At 70.3% G+C, this 22,277-nt stretch carries 12 protein-coding genes; 6 read left to right on the forward strand and 6 right to left on the reverse strand.

Features of this window, described 5'->3' with window-relative positions:
- The first annotated feature begins 77 nt into the window (after window positions 1–77).
- The gene (locus DEJ51_RS27245) at window positions 78–1,565 is read left to right on the forward strand and encodes a PLP-dependent aminotransferase family protein (protein WP_150260229.1); all 1,488 of its coding nucleotides are present in this window, start codon (window positions 78–80) and stop codon (window positions 1,563–1,565) included.
- Window positions 1,566–1,585: 20 nt separating this feature from the next.
- Here DEJ51_RS27245 and DEJ51_RS27250 read toward each other — a convergent pair whose 3' ends face one another.
- From DEJ51_RS27250 to DEJ51_RS27260, 3 genes are all read right to left on the reverse strand, one after another.
- A complete protein-coding gene (locus DEJ51_RS27250; protein ID WP_150260230.1) occupies window positions 1,586–2,062 on the reverse strand; it encodes a hypothetical protein in 477 nt (158 codons plus the stop codon).
- A gap of 111 nt (window positions 2,063–2,173) precedes the next feature.
- Window positions 2,174–2,809 (reverse strand): response regulator, encoded by a 636-nt coding sequence (locus tag DEJ51_RS27255; RefSeq protein WP_150260231.1) that lies wholly within the window; start codon window positions 2,807–2,809, stop codon window positions 2,174–2,176.
- Window positions 2,806–4,155 (reverse strand): sensor histidine kinase, encoded by a 1,350-nt coding sequence (locus DEJ51_RS27260; RefSeq protein ID WP_150260232.1) that lies wholly within the window; start codon window positions 4,153–4,155, stop codon window positions 2,806–2,808. The genes DEJ51_RS27255 and DEJ51_RS27260 overlap by 4 nt, the downstream gene beginning before the upstream one ends.
- Before the next feature lie 134 nt (window positions 4,156–4,289).
- Here DEJ51_RS27260 and DEJ51_RS27265 point away from each other — a divergent pair, with 134 nt between their 5' ends.
- Window positions 4,290–5,378 carry an ABC transporter permease gene (locus DEJ51_RS27265; RefSeq protein WP_150260233.1) on the forward strand — a complete coding sequence of 363 codons (1,089 nt, stop codon included), beginning with the start codon at window positions 4,290–4,292 and terminating at the stop codon, window positions 5,376–5,378.
- Window positions 5,375–6,085, forward strand: coding sequence for an ABC transporter ATP-binding protein (locus DEJ51_RS27270; RefSeq protein WP_150260234.1), 711 nt, complete (start codon window positions 5,375–5,377; stop codon window positions 6,083–6,085). Before DEJ51_RS27265 ends, DEJ51_RS27270 begins: the two co-directional genes overlap by 4 nt.
- A gap of 127 nt (window positions 6,086–6,212) precedes the next feature.
- Here the strand turns inward: DEJ51_RS27270 and DEJ51_RS27275 are convergent, their stop codons facing one another.
- Window positions 6,213–7,016, reverse strand: coding sequence for an IclR family transcriptional regulator (locus DEJ51_RS27275; protein ID WP_150260235.1), 804 nt, complete (start codon window positions 7,014–7,016; stop codon window positions 6,213–6,215).
- Between the two features lie 336 nt (window positions 7,017–7,352).
- On the opposite strand from DEJ51_RS27275, the gene allB reads away from it, so the two are divergent.
- Window positions 7,353–8,687 (forward strand): allantoinase AllB, encoded by a 1,335-nt coding sequence (gene allB, locus DEJ51_RS27280; protein ID WP_411757404.1) that lies wholly within the window; start codon window positions 7,353–7,355, stop codon window positions 8,685–8,687.
- A gap of 2 nt (window positions 8,688–8,689) precedes the next feature.
- Window positions 8,690–9,808, forward strand: coding sequence for an allantoicase (gene alc, locus DEJ51_RS27285; RefSeq protein WP_150260237.1), 1,119 nt, complete (start codon window positions 8,690–8,692; stop codon window positions 9,806–9,808).
- Window positions 9,809–10,124: 316 nt separating this feature from the next.
- Here the strand turns inward: alc and DEJ51_RS27290 are convergent, their stop codons facing one another.
- A complete protein-coding gene (locus DEJ51_RS27290) occupies window positions 10,125–10,865 on the reverse strand; it encodes an SDR family oxidoreductase (RefSeq protein ID WP_150260238.1) in 741 nt (246 codons plus the stop codon).
- Window positions 10,866–11,034: 169 nt separating this feature from the next.
- The gene (locus tag DEJ51_RS27295) at window positions 11,035–14,139 is read right to left on the reverse strand and encodes a DNRLRE domain-containing protein (RefSeq protein ID WP_150260239.1); all 3,105 of its coding nucleotides are present in this window, start codon (window positions 14,137–14,139) and stop codon (window positions 11,035–11,037) included.
- A gap of 696 nt (window positions 14,140–14,835) precedes the next feature.
- Between DEJ51_RS27295 and DEJ51_RS27300 the strand changes: the two genes are divergently transcribed.
- Entirely contained in the window at window positions 14,836–22,086 is a 7,251-nt protein-coding gene (locus DEJ51_RS27300) for a polymorphic toxin-type HINT domain-containing protein (protein ID WP_223835983.1), read from the forward strand.
- Window positions 22,087–22,277 lie beyond the last annotated feature (191 nt).

Consider the following 22,277-nt stretch of genomic DNA (forward strand, 5'->3'; position numbering starts at 1 on the left):
CTTGCCAATCAGGGGCCAATACAGCGAGTCTGGTCCTCGATTGGCCTGGCCGTCAGAGCCAATCGGGGGAGGTTGGCATGGCAACAGGGCGAGTGGTCCGGACTGCGGACAGAACCATCGGCAGCCGTCAGCTCGCGGCCCTGCTGCCCGCCGACGTCCTGGCCCGCCCCGGCTACCGGGCGCTCGCCGACGCCGTCCGCACGCTGATCCTCGACGGACGCGTCGCCCTGCACGTCCGGCTGCCCGCCGAACGCGAACTCGCCGAGGCCGTCGGCGCCAGCCGGGCCACCGTCACCGGCGCCTACGACCTGCTGCGCGAGAGCGGCTACGTCCGCAGCCGGCGCGGCTCCGGCACCTGGACCGAGCTCCCCGACGGCCACCGCCCCGTCGGCGCCCACGCCCTCCTCGGCGCCGGCGGCTACAGCGCCGACGGCGAGCCCGGGGTCGACCTCGCCATCGCCGCCATGGGCGCACCGCAGGGCTGCCTCGCCGACGCCTTCGCGTGGGCCGCGCCCCGGCTGCCCCGGCTCGCCCGGGATCCCGGCTACCACCCCTTCGGCCTGCCCGACCTCCGCAGCGCCGTCGCCGACCGGTTCACCCGGCGCGGGCTCCCCACGCGCCCCGAGCAGATCCTGGTCACGGCCGGGGCCCAGCAGGCCTTCTCGCTGGTGGTCGGTCTGCTCTGCGGCCCGGGGGACCGGGTCGTGACCGAGAACCCGACCTACGCCAACGCACTCGACGCGCTGCGCCACGCACGGCTGCGCACCGGATCCATCGCCGTGTCCGACGCGGGCTGGGACATGGAGATAGCCGAGTCCACGCTCCGCCAGACCGTGCCCAGGCTGGCGTACGTGATCCCCGACTTCCACAACCCGACGGGCGTGCTGATGCCGCCGGAGCAGCGGCTGCGGCTGCTCGCGGCGACCCGCGCCACCGGAACCTGGCTGGTCGTCGACGAGACGATCGCCGACATCGCGCTGGACGTGCCCGCGCCAGCACCGCTGGCCTCCCTCGCCCCGCGCGGGGGCGCGGACCACGTGATCACCATCGGCTCGCTGAGCAAGACGCACTGGGGCGGGCTGCGGGTGGGGTGGATCCGGGCCACCGCGAAGATGATCACCGAGCTGACGGCCGTACGGGTCTCCGCCGACATGACCGGCTCGGTGCTCGACCAGCTGGTCGCGCTCCCGCTGCTGGACGGCCTCGACCGGGAGCTGCCCGCACGGCTGGCGCAGCTGCGGATCCAGCGGGAGGCCCTGGTGCAGGCCCTCCGGCGGCACACCCCGGAATGGTCCTGGCAGGTCCCGCCGGGCGGCCTCTCGCTCTGGGTCGACCTGGGCGAGCCGGTCAGCTCCGCCCTGGCCGAGCGGGCCGCCGCGGCCGGGGTGCACATCGGCCGCGGCGCGCGCTTCGGGGTGGACCCGGGCACCTTCGAACACCGGCTGCGGATCCCGTACACGCTCCCCGCCGACCGGCTCGACGAGGGGATCCACCGCCTCGCGACCGCCTTCCACGACGGGATCCCGCTGCCGTCGTCGGTGGACCGGCCGTACTGGGTGGCGTGAGGGGCGCTCCTGCGGGGCCCTTACGCGGCCGCGCGGAAGTACCGGTTCGCCGCCGGGCGGAACATCAGCACCACCGCCGTCAGCACGGCCGCCAGATGGACCGTCCGGCTGACGAGGAAGACCCGCTCCAGGGCGTCCGCGCGGGCGAGCGCGTCGGCGAGGGACCCGCCGTCGAGGAGGTACCCGAGCGGTTCGACCACCAGCGAGGCGGTGCCGAGGACCCCGAGGCCGATCGCCAGGGTGATCCGGGCCCAGCCGGCGCCGCGGCGCATGCGTACGGCGACCAGCAGGGCGGTGGTGAACACCACCAGCCGCACCGCCAGGCCCACGCCGAAGCCTTCGGCCGGATCCCGGCCCACCATCAGCGCGGTCTCGAAGGCGCCCGCGGCCACGGCGGTGACCCAGAGCGCGAAGGCGGCCCGCACGGCGGCGGGCGGGGGGCCGGCGGCGGGGCGCCGTGCCGCCCGGCGCGCGGGGGTGGAGGTGACAGGCATCATGGGCTCGCTCTCGCTGCGGGAACCGGACGATCGGACACCCCGATGTTCCCGCCGCCCCGCACCCCGGCACCCGCCTGCTGCCCGGCCTCTCCGCCCTGGGGCAGACCCCCGCTAGGGGGTGCGGATCAGCCGGCGTACGGCGGCCGTCGCGACCGCCGAGGTGCGGGAGTCGACGCCGAGCTTGGCGTAGATGTGCACCAGGTGGGATTTGACGGTGGCCTGGCTGAGGAAGAGCTCCTTGGAGATCTGCTGGTTCGACAGGCCGTCCGCCACCAGCTGCAGCACCTCCAGCTCACGCTTCGTCAGCGCCTCCGCCGGGGTCCGCATCCGGTCCATCAGGCGCAGCGCCACCGCCGGGGCCAGTGCCGACTGGCCCGCCGAGGCCGTCCGTACGGCCGCCGCGAGCTCCTCCGGCGGGGCGTCCTTGAGCAGGTAGCCGGAGGCACCCGCCTCCACGGCCGCCAGGATGTCCGCGTCCGTGTCGTACGTGGTCAGCACCAGCACCCGGGGCGCGCCCGGCCGGGCGGTGATCAGGGCCGTCGCCTCGGAGCCGTGCATCCCGGGACCGGGACCGAACTGGAGGTCCATCAGCACCACGTCCACCGGCTCACGGGCGGCCAGCTCCACCGCCCGCTCGGCGGTCGCCGCCTCGGCCACCACCGCGAAGTCCGGTTCGGTGTCCAGCACGGCGCGCAGCCCGGCCCGGACCACCGGGTGGTCGTCGGCGAGCAGGAGACGGATGGTCACAGTGCCTCCACGGCGTCCGGGCGCTGCGCGTGCACCGTGTTCTCGACCTGTCCGACGTGTGCGACGTGTGCGCCGTGTGCGACGTGTCCGAGGGTTTCGGCGTTTTCGAGGTTTTCGAGGGGCAGCGGCAGGGTGACGGCCACGGCGGTGCCCTGGCCCGGGTCGGACTCCACGGTGAACAGCCCGCCCAGGGTCTCGGCGCGCGAGCGCATCGCCGGCAGCCCGAAGCCGCCGTCGCCGGAGCCCGCCGGACCCGGTGACGCGGACGCCGGGTCGAAGCCGTGCCCGTCGTCGACGATGTCCAGGGTGACCGAGGCGTCCATGAACGTCAGGGTGATCTCGGCGCGCCCGGCCCGCGCGTGCCGCACCACATTGGCCAGCGCCGACTGCGCGATCCGCAGCAGGGCCACCTCGTAGGGGGTCGGCAGCACCCGCGGGCTGCCCACCAGCGAGAACCGCACGCGCGGTCCCGGAACCCCCGTGCACAGCCGCTCCAGCGCGGCCGCCAGCGACCCGCGCTCCAGGTCCGGCGGGGTGAGGGCCCGTACGAAACGACGCGCCTCGGCGAGGTTCTCCTGGGCCGCCTCCCGGGCCTGCCCGATGTGCGCGAGCGCCGGGGCACCCTCCGGCAGTGCCCGCTCGGCCGCCCGCAGCAGCAGCTGGATGGAGGACAGCCCCTGGGCGAGGGTGTCGTGGATCTCCCGGGCGAGGCGCTCCCGCTCGGCCAGGATCCCCGCGCCCCGCTCGGCCGCGGCCAGCTCCGCCCGGGTGGTGATCAGCTCCTCGATCAGCTCCCGGCGGCGCTCGCTCTCGCGGTAGAGCGCCTGGTAGCCCAGTACGGTCGCCACCGCCACCGCTCCGCCCAGCAACGGCCCGAGGAAGGCCCCGGGGGTCACCGCGCTGCTGTGCGCGAGGAATCCGGCGATGGCCGCGCACGCGGTGGCCGCGACGGCCGTGACCCCCCAGCGCAGCCGCAGCAGGTGCAGCTCCAGGAAGTACAGCGGGAACGCGATCCACAGCCCGTCGGGGCAGACCACGAGCAGCGCCGCCCATGCCGCGCCGAGCCCCGCCAGCCACAGCGCCCCGGCGCGCGGCGAGCTGTGCACGGCGGGGGCCCGTACGCCGCCCGCGTAGACGGCGGCGAGCACCGCGCAGGCCGCGATCACCCAGCCGGCCCGGGGCGCGGAGTCGGTGACGGCCCGCGTGGCGGCGAGCGCGAGCAGGCCGAAGAGCAGCGCGTGCAGGCACAGCCGCAGCACCTTGGACACGGGCGTCAGGGCACGGGTGGCGGGACGGGCCGGGGGAGCGGTCGGAGCGGGGGGAGCGGAGGAAACGGGAGCAGTCATGTCCGGACCAGCGTAAGTGGGGACGGACCGGACCCGGTCAACCGAAAGTTTGATGTCCGGACGCACCCTTCGATACGAGGATCACTACTGTGGCGCGATGCCTTGTGTCCACGCGGAACACCAAGGTGGGGGACATGTTCGTCGCATGGAGAGATCTACGGTTCGCGAAGGGCCGCTTCGCCCTCATGGGTTCGGTCGTGCTGCTCATCACCCTGCTGGTGGGCCTGCTGTCCGGGCTCACCTCAGGCCTGGCCCGGGAGAACATCTCGGCCGTCACCGGTCTGCCCGCCACCCATCTGGCCTTCGCCGCGCCCGCCGGGGACCAGAAGGTGTCCTTCACCAACTCCCAGGTGGCCGAGCCCGCCTGGCTGGCCTGGCGCGAACAGCCCGGGGTGAAGGCGGCCGAGCCGCTCGGCATCCGCACCACCAACGCCGTCTCGGGTGAGCGCACCGCCGCGGTCTCGGCCTTCGGGGTGGCCTCCGCCGGGGGGCTCGCACCGCGGAACGCAGGCCTCACCCAGGGCCAGGCGGTCCTGACCGAGAAGGCCGCGAAGGAGCTCGGCGGCCTGACCGCCGGGGCCAAGCTCAAGATCGGCCCGCTGGAGCTGACCGTGGCGGGCGTCTCCGGGACCGCCGCCTACAGCCACACCCCGGTCGTCTGGATGGACCTGAACGACTGGCAGCGCGTCGGCAACCCCGGCACCTCCCTCGACACCCTCGCCACCGTCGTCGCCGTCTCCGCCGGCGACGGCGTGGACCTCGGCGCGGCGGACAGGGCGGCCGCCACCAGGGCGCAGACCGTCGACGAGGCGCTGGGCGCCATAGGCTCGTACCAGGCCGAGAACGGCTCGCTGCAGCTGATGCGCGGCTTCCTGTTCGCCATCTCCGCCCTGGTCATAGGCGCGTTCTTCACCGTGTGGACGATCCAGCGCAGCGGGGACATCGCCGTCCTGAAGGCACTGGGTGCCTCCACCCCGTACCTCCTGAAGGACGCCCTCGGCCAGGCCGTCGTGATGCTCGCCCTCGGCACCGGGCTGGGCACCGCGCTCGCCGCCGGCTTCGGCGCGCTGATCAGCGGCGGCCCCGTCCCGTTCGTCCTGGACGCCGCCACCGTGCTCGTTCCCGCCGCGGTCATGATCCTGCTCGGCGCTCTGGGCGCTGCCCTGTCCATCCGGCGGATCACCGCCGTCGACCCGCTGACCGCCCTCGGGAGCGCCCGATGACCCTGCTCGTCCACGACGTCACGCTGACCTACCCCGACGGCGAGCACCGGCTCACCGCCCTCGACGGGGTGAGCCTGGAGGTGCCCGCCGGCACGCTGACGGCGGTCATCGGCCCCTCCGGCTCCGGCAAGTCCAGCCTGCTCGCGGTCGCCGCCACCCTCGTCACCCCGGATTCCGGCCGGGTGGTGGTCGCGGGCCGGGACACCACGGAGCTCGGCCCCGCCGAGAAGTCGGCCCTGCGCCGGGAGAAGATCGGCATCGTCTTCCAGCAGCCCAACCTCCTGGCCTCGCTGACCGCCGCCGAACAGCTCCAGGTCATGGCGCACCTCTCCGGCCGCCCCGCGCGTGCCGTGCGCGGGCGGGCGCTGGAGCTGCTGGACGCGGTGGGCCTGGCCGAGAAGGCCGACAAGCGCCCCCACCAGCTCTCCGGCGGCCAGCGGCAGCGGATCAACATCGCCCGCGCCCTGATGAACGAGCCCGCCGTGCTGCTGGTCGACGAGCCGACCAGCGCGCTCGACCACGAGCGCGGGGCGGCCGTGCTCGACCTGCTGGTCACCCTGACCCGGGAGCGCTCCACGGCCACGGTGCTGGTCACGCACGACCACGCGCACCTGGAACGGATGGACCGTACGGCGACGATGACGGACGGCAGGCTGACGCCGAGCCCGGCCACGGCGGCGGACCCGGCCGCGGTGCCGAGGGCCTGAGCGACACTGCGGCGAGCGGCACCGCGGCGTCGCGGCGTACTGGTGCAGCGGCCCACTGGCGTACGGAAAGGCCCCGGCCGCCCCTCCGAAGCGGGGTCGGCCGGGGCCTTCGTACGTCTGCGCGGACCTACGAGGGGCTCTGGTTGGCCAGGGCGACCGAGAGCTCGGCGGCCACGCCCTGCAGGATCGGCACGAAGGACTCGGCGACGGCCTCCGTGACCCGGCCCGCCGGACCGGAGATGGAGATCGCGGCGGCGGTCGGCGAGTTCGGCACCGACACGGCGAGGCAGCGGACTCCTATCTCCTGCTCGTTGTCGTCGACCGCGTAGCCCACCTTGCGGACCTGCTCCAGCGCGTCGAGGAAGCCCTCGGGCGTGGTGATGGTCTTCTCGGTCGCCGCCGGCATCCCGGTGCGGGCCAGCAGGGCGCGTACCTCGTCGGCCGGGGTGTGGGCGAGGAGCGCCTTGCCCACACCGGTGGAGTGCGGCAGCACCCGGCGGCCGACCTCGGTGAACATGCGCATGGAGTGCTTGGACGGCACCTGGGCGACGTAGACGATCTCGTCGCCGTCGAGGAGGGCCATGTTCGCCGTCTCCCCGGTCTCCTCGACCAGGCGGGCGAGGTAGGGGCGGGCCCAGGTACCGAGCAGGCGCGACGCGGACTCGCCGAGGCGGATCAGACGGGGGCCGAGGGAGTACCGTCGGTTGGGCTGCTGGCGTACGTAGCCGCACGCCACCAGCGTGCGCATCAGGCGGTGGATCGTGGGCAGAGGCAGACCGCTGGCGGCGGAGAGCTCGCTGAGGCCGACCTCGCCCCCGGCATCGGCCATGCGTTCGAGCAGGTCGAAGGCGCGCTCAAGAGACTGGACGCCACCGCTGGCGGCAGGGGTCTTCGAGGAAGCGTCGGTGGTGCTGGCGCTGGACGTCGGCACGGCGCGGTCCTTTCGGTGCTGGCAGGCAAGGGAGCAGCCTACCCGGCGGTCGGCGTCGGCCCCAGTGCCGGGGCCAAGGTCGTCTCCGCCGGTCAGAGAGGGTTTGTCCTGGTGGCGGACGTCCTCCGGAAGTTATCCGCCCGGTTCCCGGTGGTGGTAGCTACATTCTGTATAGCGAAATCTTAATTCCATCCTGTGGAAACATCCAATTGCGGTCCTGGTGTGTCAGTGCTCCGTCCGGACGCTCTTGACTGGGTACGGATCGCCGGGAAGACTCCGTCAACAGAACGTTGAATTTCGCTCTGTGGAAGTGGATGGGGAGGTTCGGTGGCCGACGTGGCTGTGGAACTGGTACTGCGCTCGACGCGCGTCATCACCCCCGAGGGGACGCGCGCCGCCTCGGTGGCCGTCGCCGGCGGGAAGATCGCGGCCGTGCTGCCGTACGAGGCCGAGGTCCCGGCCGGAGCCCGGCTGGAGGACTTCGGAGACGACGTCCTGCTGCCCGGCCTGGTCGACACCCACGTCCACGTGAACGACCCCGGCCGCACCGAGTGGGAGGGCTTCTGGACGGCCACCCGCGCCGCCGCGGCCGGCGGCATCACCACCATCCTCGACATGCCGCTCAACTCCCTCCCGCCGACCACCACGGTCGACAACCTGCGCGTCAAGCAGGAGGTCGCCCGCGCCAAGGCGCACGTGGACGTCGGCTTCTGGGGCGGCGCCCTGCCGGACAACGTCAAGGACCTGGCCCCGCTGCACGACGCCGGCGTCTACGGCTTCAAGTGCTTCCTGTCGCCCTCGGGCGTGGACGAGTTCCCCGAGCTCGACCAGGAGCAGCTGGCCACCTCCCTCGCCGAGATCACCGGCTTCGGCGGCCTGCTGATCGTGCACGCCGAGGACCCGCACCACCTGGACGCCGCCCCCGTCGTCCCGGGCCCCAAGTACGCCGACTTCCTCGCCTCCCGGCCGCGCGACGCCGAGAACACCGCGATCGGCAACCTGATCGCCCAGGCCAAGCGGCTGAACGCCCGCGTGCACGTGCTGCACCTGTCGTCCTCCGACGCGCTGCCGCTGATCGCCGCCGCCAAGGCCGAGGGCGTGCAGATCACCGTCGAGTCCTGCCCGCACTACCTCACCCTCACGGCCGAGGAAGTGCCGGACGGGGCCAGCGAGTTCAAGTGCTGCCCGCCCATCCGCGAGGCCGCCAACCAGGACCTCCTGTGGGACGCGCTCGCCGACGGCACCATCGACTGCATCGTCTCCGACCACTCGCCCTCCACCGCGGACCTGAAGACCAGCGACTTCTCCACCGCGTGGGGCGGCATCTCCTCCCTCCAGCTGGGCCTTCCCGCCATCTGGACCGAGGCGCGCCGCCGCGGCCGGACCCTGGAGGACGTCGTCCGCTGGATGTCCGCCGCCCCGGCCGCCCTCGCCGGGCTGGCGCAGAAGGGCGCGATCGAGGCCGGCCGCGACGCCGACTTCGCCGTGCTCGCCCCCGAAGAAACGTTCACTGTGGACCCGGCCGAGCTCCACCACCGCAACCAGGTCACGGCGTACGCGGGCAAGACCCTGCACGGCGTCGTCAAGTCCACCTGGCTGCGCGGCACGCAGATCGCCGACCACGGCACCCCGACCGAGCCCACGGGCCTCCTCCTCGAAAGGCAGAACTGACAGTGGCGATTCCTTCCTTCACCGGCAACGCGAACCCGTACGGAGGCGGCGACCCGTACGCGGACTACCGCACCGCGGACTTCCCGTTCACCCAGTACGCGAACCTCGCCGCCCGTGAGCTGGGCGCCGGTGTCATCGCCGCCAACGACGAGTTCTTCGCCCAGCGCGAGAACCTCCTGATCTCCGAGGCCGCGCACTTCGACCCCGAGGACTTCGGGCACAAGGGCAAGGTCATGGACGGCTGGGAGACCCGCCGCCGCCGCGGCGTCTCCGCCACGCAGCCCTGGCCGACCGCCGAGGACCACGACTGGGCGCTCGTACGCCTGGGCGCCCCCGGCGTCATCCGCGGCATCGTCGTCGACACCGCCCACTTCCGCGGCAACATGCCGCAGGCCGTCTCCGTCGAGGCCACCAACTGGGCGGGCGCCCTCGCGCCGACCCCGGAGGAGCTCCAGGGCGACGACGTGAAGTGGACGACGATCGTCGCCCGCACCCCGGTCGGCGGCCACGCGGCCAACGGTTTCGAGGTGGACGTGGAGCAGCGCTTCACCCACCTGCGCGTCAACCAGCACCCCGACGGCGGCATCGCCCGCCTGCGCGTCTACGGCGAGGTCCTGCCCGACCCGAAGTGGCTCGACGCGCTCGGCTCCTTCGACGTGGCGGCCCTGGAGAACGGCGGCTCCGTCCAGGACGCCTCCAACCGCTTCTACTCCCCGCCCACCAACACCATCAACCCGGGCCGCTCCCGCAAGATGGACGACGGCTGGGAGACCGCGCGCCGCCGCGACAACGGCAACGACTGGATCCGCTACCAGCTCGTCGCCGAGTCCGAGATCCGCGCCGTCGAGATCGACACCGCGTACCTCAAGGGCAACTCGGCCGGCTGGGCCTCCCTGTCGGTCAAGACCGGGGAGGAGGGCGAGTGGACGGAGTTCCTGCCGCGCACCCGCCTGCAGCCCGACACGAACCACCGCTTCGTCCTGGACGCCCCGGCGGTCGGCACGCACGTCCGGATCGACATCTTCCCGGACGGCGGCTTCTCCCGCCTGCGCCTGTTCGGTTCCCTGACGGAGTCCGGCGCCGCGGCCCTGACCGCCCGCCACCAGGAACTCGGCGGCTGACCGGCCGCTGCGTACAGCCCGCCCCGGGGGCCGACACCCCCGGGGCGGGCTGCTGCCCGTTCCAGCCCCTGGTCCGGGCCGAATCCAGCCTCACCGGCGTTTGAGACGCGGGGTCCAGGCCAAATCCAGCCTCGCCGACGGGTCCGGCTCCGGGTGCTCTGTTTCAGCCTCGCCGGCGTTTGAGGCGCGGGGTCCGGGGCGGAGCCCCGTGCAGGCGGGCCGCACCCGCCCGTCGACGGGCCCGGCCCCGGAACCCGCCCGCACGCCCGGCGAGGGCCCCGCACGCCCGGCGAGGGCCCCGCACGCCCGAGGAGGGCTACGCGGCGTGCCCCCCGTCCACCGCGAACTCCGCCCCCGTCACGTACGACGCCTCCGGACCCGCGAGGAAGGCCACCACGGCCGCCACCTCCCGCGCCGCACCGAACCGCCCGAGTGCCGTCAGGGCCGCCTGCGAAGCCGCGTAGGGTCCGTCCGCCGGGTTCATGTCCGTGTCCACCGGCCCCGGGTGCACGAGGTTCACGGTGATCCCGCGCTCGCCCAGCTCCCGGGCGAGCGCCCTGTTGAACCCGATCAGCGCCGACTTGCTCATGGCGTAGAGCGTCCCGCCCGGACCGGGCACCCGCTGGGTCATGCAGCTGCCGATGGTGATGATCCGCCCGCCGGATCCGAGGTGGGCGGCGGCGGCCTGCGTCGTGTGGAACACCCCGCGCACGTTGACCGCGAGTACGCGCTCCACGTCGGCCGGGGTCAGCTCCGCGAGCGGCCCGAGCAGACCCACACCGGCGTTGTTCACCAGCACGTCGAGCCGCCCGAACCGCCGAACGGTCTCCCCGACGGCGTTCGCGACCTCGGCGGCGTTCCCCGCATCGGCCCGCAGCGCGACGGCCCGCCGCCCGAGCGCCTCGACCTTCCCCACGACCTCGGCCGCCGCCTCCGCGTCGCTGACGTAGGTGATCGCGACGTCGGCCCCGTCCTCGGCGAGCCGCAGAGCGACGGCCGCCCCGATGCCCCGGCTTCCACCGGTCACCAGAACCACGGTGCCGTTGTTGCTGTCCATGAGCTTCCTCCCGCATCAATTGGTTGCGGGTTCAATGAAATCCGCCTCCACCCCCCACCGCTGGCAGGAATCCGACCTGGCGTTTCCCACGGATCCGCAGGAAAAGACGGGCGCCCTGCCGGGAGTGGTCTCCCGGCAGGGCGCCCGCGGTCACCGCTGTTCGTCCTGACTACCCGATGGTCAGGAAGGAGTTCCAGCCGTCCTCGTCACGGCCCATGGGGGCGCCGACGGTGCTGGTTCCGCCCTGGAAGATCCACTGGTTCTCGTTGTTCCCGACGGCCCAGATGTCGGGGATGCCGTCACCGTTGGCGTCGGGGGTGCCGAGGACCTTCGGGTAGGCGGCCCTGCCCCAGCCGGTGGTGGCGTAGGTGTAGTCCTCGCCGCCCTCGGCGTTCGCCTTCGACTCCAGGGACGCGAGGTCGGCCCCGCCGTTGACGCCGGGCTTGCCCTTGCGCAGGGCGAGGCCCCGGTTGGCGTTGGTGTTGTCCCGGAAGATCAGGTCCGGGACCTTGTCACCGGAGACGTCCCGGACGCCGACGATGTCGCGGCCGGCCCAGCCGGTGGCCATCTTCTTGTACGAGGCGAAGCTGGAGCCGGTGTATCCGGAGAAGGCCCAGAAGCCGTCGGCGTCCAGGGCGAACATGTCGCCCAGGCCGTCGCCGTCGACGTCCTCGGTGACGACGATCTGCCGGAAGACCGACGGGTCCGGCGCACTGAGGGGGAGTTGCATCTGCATGCGGCGGCCGACGTCGAACTGGCCGGTGCCCGTGCCGGGGTAGATGTAGAGCTTGCCGTCGGGCATCCGCGCGATCAGGTCGGTGATGCCGTCGCCCGGGTACCAGTCGGTGGCGTGCCCGATGAGCGCGGACTGGCCGGTGGCCGGGTCCTTCCAGTAGCCGGGTGCCACTGGCTTGCCGTTCTCGACCGCGCCGGGGATGTAGGCGTCGGTGTCACCGACGCTGTCGCCCGCGTAGGTGCGCAGGTTGCCGTCCTTGTCGATGGCCAGGAGGTCGGGGTTGCCGTCTCCGGTGACGTCGCCGGGCTTGTCCTGGCCGGGCCTGGGCCTGACGAGGAACCCGTAGGTGCTCTGGGCGGAGACGTTGCCGGACTTGCCGACGGTGCGGACGTAGAGGACGTTCGGACCGGAGGTGTCCACCTGGAGCGGTACGGAGGCCGTATCGCTGCCGGCAGCGGGCACGGCCTTCTGGTCGAAGGAGGGCCGGTTCAGGCTCCACTGGAACTCGCGGATGTCCTCCGCCTTGGCGCCGTTGCCCTTGATGGTGAAGCTCTGGCCCGGTGTGCTGGCGGGCTCGGTGCTCCAGTCGTTGAAGTCGTCGCCCTGCGGCGGGAAGGCGGCGGAGGAGACGGCCGGGTTCGGCGGGACGGTGTGGCTGACGGTGAAGGTGCACCAGGCCCCGCTGCCGGATTCGTGCGGTCCGCTGCCGGACCACGCGCCGTCCTTGTCGGTGGCGCGGGAGAGCCAGTAGTAGGTCTGGCCGTCGGTGAAGGTGTTCCAGGGCACCTCGGCGGTGACGACGCCGTCGCTGTTGGGCGGGAACCACTGGTCGAAGACCGGCGGGCCGCCGGCGGCGCTCCACACCTCGACCTGGACCCTGTCGAGGTTGCCGTCGCGGTCGGTGCCCTTGACCTGGAAGGTCACGTTCGTCTTGCCGATACCGGTCCCGGGCCAGCTCGTCAGGCACGGACCGCCGGGGAAGGTCTGCATGTTCGCCGCGATCGGGGTGTCCGGGCGCGAGTTGTACACGACCTCGATGTACGGGGCGGTCTCGCCGTTGGCGATGAACTTCTTCCAGAAGTACGAGTCCGACTCGTTCGGGGCGGCGAAACCGAGGGACAGCGCCCCCCAGCCGGCGGTGGCGGCTTCGGAGACGAGCCCCTTGATATCGGGCGCGATCCAGTTGTCGGGGCAGGAGCTGTTGTAGCCGTACCCCGCGTATTCCGAGGCGACCACCCGTCCCCAGTACGCCGCGTTGTCCGTGTTCCTCCAGGTACTCGACGACGTGATGTACGGGGTCGAGAAAATGAGCATCTGCTTGCTGTCACACGACCACGAATAGGTCTGCAGCGCCCGGACCCTCGCCGAGATTATCTCGGAGCCCTGGAGCTGACTCCCGAAGTCGAAGTTGAAAATGGAACGAGAAGTGCCGCCGCTCGACGACTCATACCCGACGCGGGCCTCGTTCGTGCCGCTCGCGTTGTAGTTCTGCCCGTTGTAGAAGCTGGAATCCTTCTCCGTCTTGTAAAGGAGGGTCCAGGCGTGCTTGTGCCCCTTGAAAGACGGGTCGATGAAGACCGGATAGACCGTTTCGGGAGCGTTGAGCAGCGCATTGTCCGGGGTGAGGGACAGCGCGTCGTCGGCGAGCGCCGCCGCGACGGGCTTCAGTCGCGCGCCTTCCGCACCGGCCAGTCCGGACAGGGCCAGCGTCGGGTGCTGCTTCGCGACACCGCCGGGCTTCCAGGCCGGCCTGTCGTCGGTGGTGGCGACCTTGCCGCTGGAGTCCCACATCATCGGCGTCGGCGAGCCCGCGATCTCCTCGCCCTTGGCGTCCCGGACACTCAGTGCGTCCGACGCGTCGTCCAGGTGGAACGTCATGTCGGGACTCTTCAGCCGGTACCTGAGCTGCCCCAGCAGCGGATCGGCCGCGGCCTGCTTGTCCTTGACGACCAGCAGGTGCGAGTAGCCGCCGTCCTGGGCGGTCATCACCAGGTCGATCCCGGGACGGACGTCCTCGTACAGGGCGCGCGGACCGTCGACGACGGGCTCGGGAAGGACGCCGGGCCAGCTGACGCTCATGTCGTGGCCGCCGGTGTTCAACCGGACCAGCTCGGTCCACACTTCACCGGGCGCATCCTGCCGTAACGCCACCCGGTTCGCGCCACGTGCGGCCCGCTCTCCGCCGCCCGCCTGCTCCTGCGACCCCCCGCTGAAGAAGACACGGCCGTTGACGGCCCTGGCCGCGAAGCCGCCCTCCACCCGCTCCAGAGAGGTGTCGATCGGCTTCCACCCGCCGCCTACCTGGGCACGGAAGGCCGCACTGAAGATCTGCTTGCGGAACGACCCGTCAGGCTGCGCCCAGGTCGTGGTGTTGGCGCTGCGCGCGGCCGTGACCTCGACCTCCTTGCCGGACTCCTCGGCCATCCGCCGCGCCTGCGGCTCGGCGATCGGAGTGTCCTCGCCCGACCGGCTCTGCGGCTTCCCGTCGCCGGTCACGTGCACACCGACCGGCACCGCGACGGCGGCGGCCAGCAGCACGGCCAGACCCCCGAGGGCACGCCGGCGCCCGTACCACCGACGCGCGGGTGCGGGGACCTCCGCCGACCCGGCCCCTGTTGGCGGACTTTCGCCCGCGGAATCACTGACAGACACGACGTACTTCTCCCCCCTCGGGCGCCTGAAAAGGCAGCCCTCGGCACTCACCAAATGATTTAGGACATTGGCTTGAATAACGTGAACGGTTGGTTCCGCCACCGCCTTTCAGGCGAAGGACATGCCAGCCGAGCATGAACCATCCCTCTGACATCTTCACCCGTAAATCCGCCTGCCGAGAGGGTCGTTAGGGGGTGATTTGCGTCGATTACCCCACGGTATACACCCGGCAAGGTGACAAAGCCCACACTGATTCCCGGAACTATGGCTTTTCATCTCCGCCGACCACAGAATCAGTCGCTAATTGTCAGTTTCCTGCCTGCCATGTGCCTTTGCCGTGGCGGCAGAGCGTGGGGGGGGTCCACATGTCGCCGTTCTCGGCGAACAATTTCCGCCTGCCCGGAAACAGAAAGGCGCGCGCCTGGCGCGCGCGCCTCGCCGGGCGTATCGGCGTCACGCTGTCCGTGACGGGTCGCAACTCTTCTGCCTGCCGATGCCTGGGCGGCACCACCGGGCGACCGCAGTGGCGTCGAGCTGCCGGGGCTCCAGAAGGACCTCAAGGCCAAGCCCGACCAGGCGGCCATGGACGCGCTCGGCCGATGGGCCGGTGATCCGCCGAGGCCGCTGGAGGAGTACACGCCGACCGCCGTGGCGCCACCCGCGGAGGCCTCCGCCACCATCCCGCTGGCGCCTGTCCCCACCGCCGACTTCGTCCAGGTCGGCTCCCTGCCGGTCAGCATCGGCAAGGTCCCCGGGACGGGCACCGCACCGACGGGCACCTGGTCGGCGGCCGTCGAAGGCCGCGCGAAGACCGAAGCCGCCGGTGTGGACGGCGCGATGATCAAAATCACGCCGCCGGTCGACGCCGTGAACCCGGTCGACGTCGCTCTGGACTACTCGAAGTTCCAGGACCTGTACGGCACCGAGTGGGCCTCGCGCCTGAAGCTGCGGCAGTACCCCGCGTGCTTCCTCGATCACCCCGAACTGCCCGAATGCTCGGTGTCCGTGGACGTTCCGAGCTCGAACGATGCCGGTGGCAAGAAGGTCATCGCGACCCTCGACCCGGCGGCGACCCCCGTTCAGGGCATGCAGACCATGAGCACCGGCGGCGCCGCGGGCGCCATGGCCGTCGTCGCCTCCGACGGAGCGGCGGGCGCGGGTGGCTCGTACAAGGCCACCTCCCTCTCGCCGTCGGGCTCATGGACCGCTGGTGGCAGTGGGGGTGGCTTCTCCTGGACCTACCCGCTGACGGTGCCCCGGGCTCCGGCGGGCCCCACCCCGTCCATCGCGTTCTCGTACTCCTCGCAGGCGGTGGACGGCCGGACGTCCGTGACGAACGGTCAGGCGTCCTGGATCGGCGACGGCTGGGACTACAACCCCGGTTTCGTGGAACGCCGCTACCGGTCCTGCTCCGACGACCTGAAGGCCACGTCGAGCGGCAAGCCGAACAACGACAACGCCACGGACAAGAAGAAGGGCGACCTGTGCTGGGCCGGGGACAACGTCGTGCTGTCCCTCAACGGGTCGACGACCGAGCTCGTCCACGACGCCGTGAGCGGTGCCTGGGTCCCCGCCACGGACGACGGTTCCAAGGTCGAGTTGAAGACCGGCAGCGGCAACGGCGCGAAGGACGGCGAGTACTGGGTCGTCACCACGCGTGACGGCATGCGCTACCACTACGGGCGCCACAGCGTCGGCACCCACGGGGACGGCTCGTCGCCGAAGACCGTGACCGACTCCGTCTTCACCGTCCCCGTCTTCGGCAACCACCCCGGCGAGCCCTGCTACCAGTCGGCCTACGCGAACTCCTCCTGCGCCCAGGCCTGGCGCTGGAACCTCGACTACGTCGAGGACATCCACGGCAATGCCATGATCATCGACTGGGTGAAGGAAGAGAACCGCTACGCCAGGAACGAGAAGGTCAACGAGAAGGACCGCGCCAAGGTCGGATACATCCGCGGTGGTTACCCCACTCGTATCCTCTACGGCCTCCGCGCCGACAACCTTGCCGGTGCCCCTGCCGGCCGGGTCGAATTCGGGGTGGAGCAGCGGTGCTTCGAGGAGAGGAACGTCTCCTGTGCCGACTCCCTGTTCGGTTCCAAGAACGGAATCGGCTGGTACGACACCCCCGCCTCGCTGAACTGCAAGATGGACGCGGCGGTCTGCGAGTCGTTCTCCCCGACGTTCTGGTCGCGCGTGCGTCTGGACCGGGTCACCACCTACGGTCAGCGTACCGAGGGCTCGACCGCACTGACCAAGGTCGACCAGTGGGCCCTGAAGCAGTCGCTGCCCAAGCACCGTACGGACACCAGCCCCCCGCTGTGGCTCGAATCCGTCACCCGGACCGCCTACGGCTCCAAGGACAGCACCATCGGCGTCTCGCTGCCCCCGGTCTCCTTCAAGGCCAACGCGGTCGACATGCCCAACCGTGTTCTCAAGGCCGACGCCAACGGGAAGCCCGACGCCGCACCGGACTTCGACAGGCTCCGGGTGGAGACCATCCTCACCGAGACCGGTGGCGAGATCGTGGTCGACTACTCCGCCCCGTGCGCGAAGGGGACGAGCGTTCCCGATCTGGCGAAGAACACCACGCGCTGCTTCCCCGTGTACTGGTCCGCGGACACGGGACTGGACCCGGACAAGGTCCCGCCGGTCGAGCTGTTCAACAAGTACGTCGTGGACGGCGTGGTCGAGAAGGACCGGGTGGCGCAGCGTCCTGACGTCAAGACCAGCTACACGTACGAGGACGCCGCCTGGGCCAAGGAGGACGACGAGTTCACCAAGCCCGATCGGCGCACGTACAGCCAGTGGCGCGGCTACGCCAGCGTCACCACCACCACGGGCGAGACCGCGAACGCCGGCAAGGCCACCGCGACGGAGCAGGGACAGACCCGCAAGCGGTACTTCCGCGGTCTGTCCACTGATACCGCCAAGGTCACCGTCAAGGATTCCTCGGGAACGGACGACCTGGGCGAAGACCTGCGCCAGTACCAGGGGCAGGTCGCCGAGACCATCACCTACACCAAGGCCGGCGGCAGCGTCGAAAGCCGCGAGCTGACCTGGCCGCGAAGCATGGAGACGGCCAGGCGCAAGAGGACCGACACCAGCGATCTGATCGCCTACCAGACGGGGGTCGCCCGGACCGACGACATCCAGTCCGTCAGCGGCGGCAAAGCCCGTATGGAGAGGACCCTCAACACCTACGAGGGCAAGGAGGCATACGGTCTCCCCAAAACCACGCAGACGGACGTACTGGAGAACAAGGGCACCGGCTGGACCACCGTCAAGCAGTCCTGCACCAAGCCCAAGTACGTCCACAACCCGGCGAACAACCTGATCGGCCTGCAGTCCGAGGTCATCACGACGACCGGTGACTGCGCAGGCGGCGGCGTCGAGGCCGGAACCCGCCTCAGCGCCACCCGTACCTCCTTCGACGCGGTGAACGCCTTCGGCGCCGCACCGACCAAGGGTCTCCCGTACCAGGTCGACAGCACCGACGCGGCCGGTACGGGCTGGACGACGTCCGGCCGCACCGAGTACGACGCGCTCGGCCGCGCCGTCAAGACGTACGACGCGGCGGGCAACCCGTCCAGCGTCACCTACAGCCCCGCGACCGGGCCCGCGTTCTCCACCACGGCGACCAACGCCCTCGGGCACACGGTGACGACCAAGGTGGACCCGGCCCGCGGCAGCGTCCTGGAGGCGACCGACGCGAACGGCCGCAAGGTCACCACGGTCTACGACGAGCTCGGCCGGAGCATCGAGGTCCGGACCCCTTCGCAGAAGGCCACCGACCCGGCGGCCTACACATTCGAATACCAGATCGCCGAACTCAGGACGCCCGCCGTCATCTCCCGGGCGCGCAGGGACAACGGCACCTACAGCACATCCATCGCGATCTACGACGGGATGCTGCGTCCTCGCCAGTCGAAGACCGAGGGTCCGGGCGGCGCCGTCCTGATCACCGACACGCTGCACAGCGCGAACGGCACCGTCAGCCAGGTCAACAACGGCTACCTCGCAGAAGACAGGCTGGACACGAAGCTCTACGTCCCCAAGTCGGTCACCGAGATCCCCAACTCCACCCAGACCGCATACGACGGCCTCGGCCGCGCCGTGCGCGTCACCAGCCTGGAGAAGGGCGAGGCCCGGCAGTCCGCCCTCACGCAGTACGGCGGCGACTGGACCCTGACCCGCAGCGGGATGTCACCCACCGGGTCGGCGCCGCTGCCCGGCAGCCGAGCCGCCAAGACCTGGACCGATGCCCTGGGCCGCACCTCCGAGATCGAGCACTACACCGCCACCGATCTCAGCACGTCGAGCAGGACCGGCTACACCTACGACGTGCGCGGCAAGCTCGTCAAGGTCACCGACACGGCCGGCAACAACTGGACCTACACCCACGACGCCCGCGGCCGGATGACCTCGTCCGAAGACCCCGACACGGGCAAGTCGACGTTCACCTACAACAACCTCGACCAGCAGGTCTCGGCGACCAACGTCGACAACGTCACCCAGTACACCTCCTACGACGTACTCGGCCGCAAGACCGCGCTGCGCGACGACTCCGAGACCGCCGACCCCATCGCCACCTGGACCTACGACACCCTCCCGGGCGGCAAGGGCCAGCCCGTCGCCTCCACCCGCAAGTGGGGCGCCGGCTCGTACAAGACCGAGGTCACCGGCTACGACAGCGAGTACCGGCCGACCGGTTCGAGGATCACCGTCCCGGACCTGCCCACCACGAAGGGCCTGGCCGGCAGCTACGCGTACAGCACCACCTACACCCCCACGGGCAAGGTCCAGTCGACGACCCTCCCGGCCACGATCGGCGGTCTCGCCGCCGAGAAGCTGATCACCCGCTACAACGCCGACGGCATGGTGCAGACCATGTCCGGCCTGTCCTGGTACACCGCCGAGACCGTCTACAGCCCCTACGGCGAGATCCTGCGCACCGCCTCCGGCGATGCGCCCAACCGCGTGTGGACGACGAACACCTACGACCCCCACACCGGACGGGTCGCCTCGGCGACCAGCCACAAGGAGACCCGCGACGCCACCTCGGGTTCGAATCTCCTCTCTTCCCTCAGCTACACGTACGACTCGGTCGGCAACCCGACCGCCATCACCGACACCTACCCCGGCACCACCCCGCAGTCCCCGGCCCTCGTCGACCGTCAGTGCTACACCTACGACGCCATGGGACAGCTCGTCCGAGCCTGGACGGGCAAGACGGAAGGCTGCCCCACCGGTCCCGCGGGCCCGGCGCGCACGGAGGTGGGATCGGGTACGCCGGGTGACGCCTACTGGCAGGACTACCAGTTCGACGCCCTGGGCAACCGCACCAAGCTGACCGATCGCGACCCCACCAACAGCGCCCTCGACGACGAGACGACGTACACGTACGGCGTGGAGATCACGGGCGGCGCCCTGCCGAACCCGAAGAAGCAGCCCCACGCCCTGACCAAGGTCAACAAGACCACCAGGACGCCTGGTTCCTCGGTCGACTCCCTGTCCACCTACACCTACAGCGCGGCGGGCAACACCAAGACCCGCACCATCGACGGTGACACCCAGACCCTGAACTGGGACCGCCGCAGCAAGCTCCTTTCGGCCACCAGTCCCGGCATCGGTTCCGTCGCGGTCACGGGCCTTTCCGGCAAGTGCCTCGACGTCCAGGACGGCAACACCACCGACGGCACCCCCGTCCAGCTGCTCTCCTGCAACGAGAGCAAGCCGCAGCAGTGGCGCATCACCGGCGACACCGTCCAGGCTCTCGGCAAATGCCTCACCTCCGAAAACGGCAAGGCCGTCCTGAAGGCCTGCAAGCCGGGCGAGGCGAGTCAGAAGTTCACCTACCGGGAAACGGACAAGGCCCTCGTCACCGGCACCAACCAGTGCCTCACCGTCCCCAACGGCAGTGACGCCGAGGGCAACGACCTGCACACCACCACGTGTGCCGGCCCGGCCGTCACGGCGGCGCAGCAGTGGAGCTTCGGCAACCTCACCGGCTACCTCTACGACGCGTCCGGCAACCGGGTCGTCAAGGAAACCGGAAGCGCCCGTACCCTCTACCTGGGTGAAACCGAGATCACCGTCGACAAGGCCGGCAAGGCCATGGACGCCGTCCGCTACTACAGCAGCCCCGGTGCCCCGACGACGGTCCGCCGTACCAACGGCAAGTCCACCGGCCACACCCTGTCGCACCTGCTGAGCGACCACCACAACACCGCGACCATCAGCGTCGACCAAAAGGCCGGCCAGCCGGTCACCCGCCGCAAATCCGACCCGTACGGCAACCCCCGCGGAGCCCAGCCCTCCAGCTGGCCCGGCGACCGCACTTTCCTCGGCACCGGCACGGACGACAACACCACGGGCCTGACCCACATCGGCGCCCGCGAATACGAGGCCAGCACCGGCCGCTTCATCACGGTCGACCCGGTCATCGACATCACCGACCCGCTCCAGATGAACGGGTACACGTACGCCAACGGCAACCCCATCAGCAACCTGGACCCGGACGGCCTGAAGTACTTCGAGGGCGACAGCGACGGCGGCTTCCAGGCCGAGGCCAGCAAGGTGGTGGAGGTAGCTCAGAGGCGCATTGACCAGCGCGCCGCACGAGAATCCAACTACCGCCTCTGCTCACGCGATCGCGAATGCCGGGGGAGCAGTAACAGGGGTGGTGTCACCACGCTGACGGCGAAGAAGAAGCCGTCGACCTGGACCAACATCTGGACGGGCGCGGTCCGAGGCTACGCCGGCATGGCGGACATCGCGGGGCTGGGGCCGCTGGCCCCGGTTGCTTCGTTCTTCGGTGTCTCTGTGCGCGACCAGGCCAACCGGACGTTCAAGCAGTTCGGTGTTGAATCCGACGAAAACGCCATTGAGTCCATACTCGCAGAGATTTTTGCTCCCCTGCCGCCGATGGCAACGGGTGCCACGGCGGTGCGAGCGGTGGGGCCCGCGGTGGCGCGAAGGGCGGAAGGATTCCTTGCGAGGCTGTTCGCCAAGTGCGACAGCTTTGTGGCGGGCACGAAGGTGCAGCTCGCAGACGGAACCAGCAAGCCGATCGAGCAACTGGCAACCGGCGATGAAGTGCGAGCCACCGACCCGGAAACCGGTGAATCAGGGGAAAGGCCTGTCACTGCCACCATCTTCACCGAGGATGACAAGAAGTACACGGACGTCAGTATCCAGACCGACGGTGGTGTGCAGAGCATCACCACAACGGACCATCACCCGTTCTGGTCTGAATCCGACCAGGTCTGGAAGAACGCTGGAGACCTCAAGCCGGGCGAGAACCTCCGGACCGACGATGGCGCATCTGTTGCTGTAGGTGCGATTCACACGTACGAGGCGTCCAACGAGACGTACAACCTCACCGTTGCAGGCCTCCACACGTACTATGTGCTGGCAGGGGCCACGCCGGTACTCGTCCACAACTGCAATGGCTCGATGGATTTTGTGCACGGGACGAGCTCGACTCATGCCGATAACATCGAGGTCAACGGGTTGAGTAGTGAGGCGGCTCGAAGTAATTCCTCTGGCGGAAGAGGAGGACGAAAGGGAAGCCTATTCACATACCAGGTGAAAGACGTGGATGACACGGATGCTTTGAGTGCTGCAGCAACGTTTGGCGGGACCCGCACACTTACCGGCGATCGCCCAGCTATCCTCATCTTCCGTATATGTGCATGTGAATATAACCGGCTACTTGCGGAGGGACACATAAAGACCCAGGTCACTGACCAAGCGAGCGGAAGGGTTGAGCACGTCTTTGGTTCAGACGCAATGCCATTCTTGAAGCAAGTATATCGCAGAAATTTTTAACCCTTGAAGGCTGAAGTCGGTGATTGGTGGTGACGTTCGAATGGTTGATCCTGCCGAGTACGACCGGAACATGCCGATCGTTCGAGAGCACCTGGAAAAATTTGAACGAGCCTGTGCGAATGTGCGTCGATCGCACGAAGGTAGACCCATGGATGAAATTCGTCGCGCCCTCGTGAAGGAATTTGAGTCGG

Origin of the sequence: Streptomyces venezuelae (genome assembly GCF_008642275.1) — a bacterium.
GTDB classification, from domain to species: Bacteria; Actinomycetota; Actinomycetes; order Streptomycetales; family Streptomycetaceae; genus Streptomyces; species Streptomyces venezuelae_E.

Coding starts and splice junctions, on each gene's coding strand:
- DEJ51_RS27245 (WP_150260229.1), top strand. CDS start 78: ATGGCAACAGGGCGAGTGGTCCGGACTGCGGACAGAACCATCGGCAGC.
- DEJ51_RS27250 (WP_150260230.1), bottom strand. CDS start 2,062: ATGATGCCTGTCACCTCCACCCCCGCGCGCCGGGCGGCACGGCGCCCC.
- DEJ51_RS27260 (WP_150260232.1), bottom strand. CDS start 4,155: ATGACTGCTCCCGTTTCCTCCGCTCCCCCCGCTCCGACCGCTCCCCCG.
- DEJ51_RS27265 (WP_150260233.1), top strand. CDS start 4,290: ATGTTCGTCGCATGGAGAGATCTACGGTTCGCGAAGGGCCGCTTCGCC.
- DEJ51_RS27270 (WP_150260234.1), top strand. CDS start 5,375: ATGACCCTGCTCGTCCACGACGTCACGCTGACCTACCCCGACGGCGAG.
- DEJ51_RS27290 (WP_150260238.1), bottom strand. CDS start 10,865: ATGGACAGCAACAACGGCACCGTGGTTCTGGTGACCGGTGGAAGCCGG.
- DEJ51_RS27300 (WP_223835983.1), top strand. CDS start 14,836: ATGGACGCGCTCGGCCGATGGGCCGGTGATCCGCCGAGGCCGCTGGAG.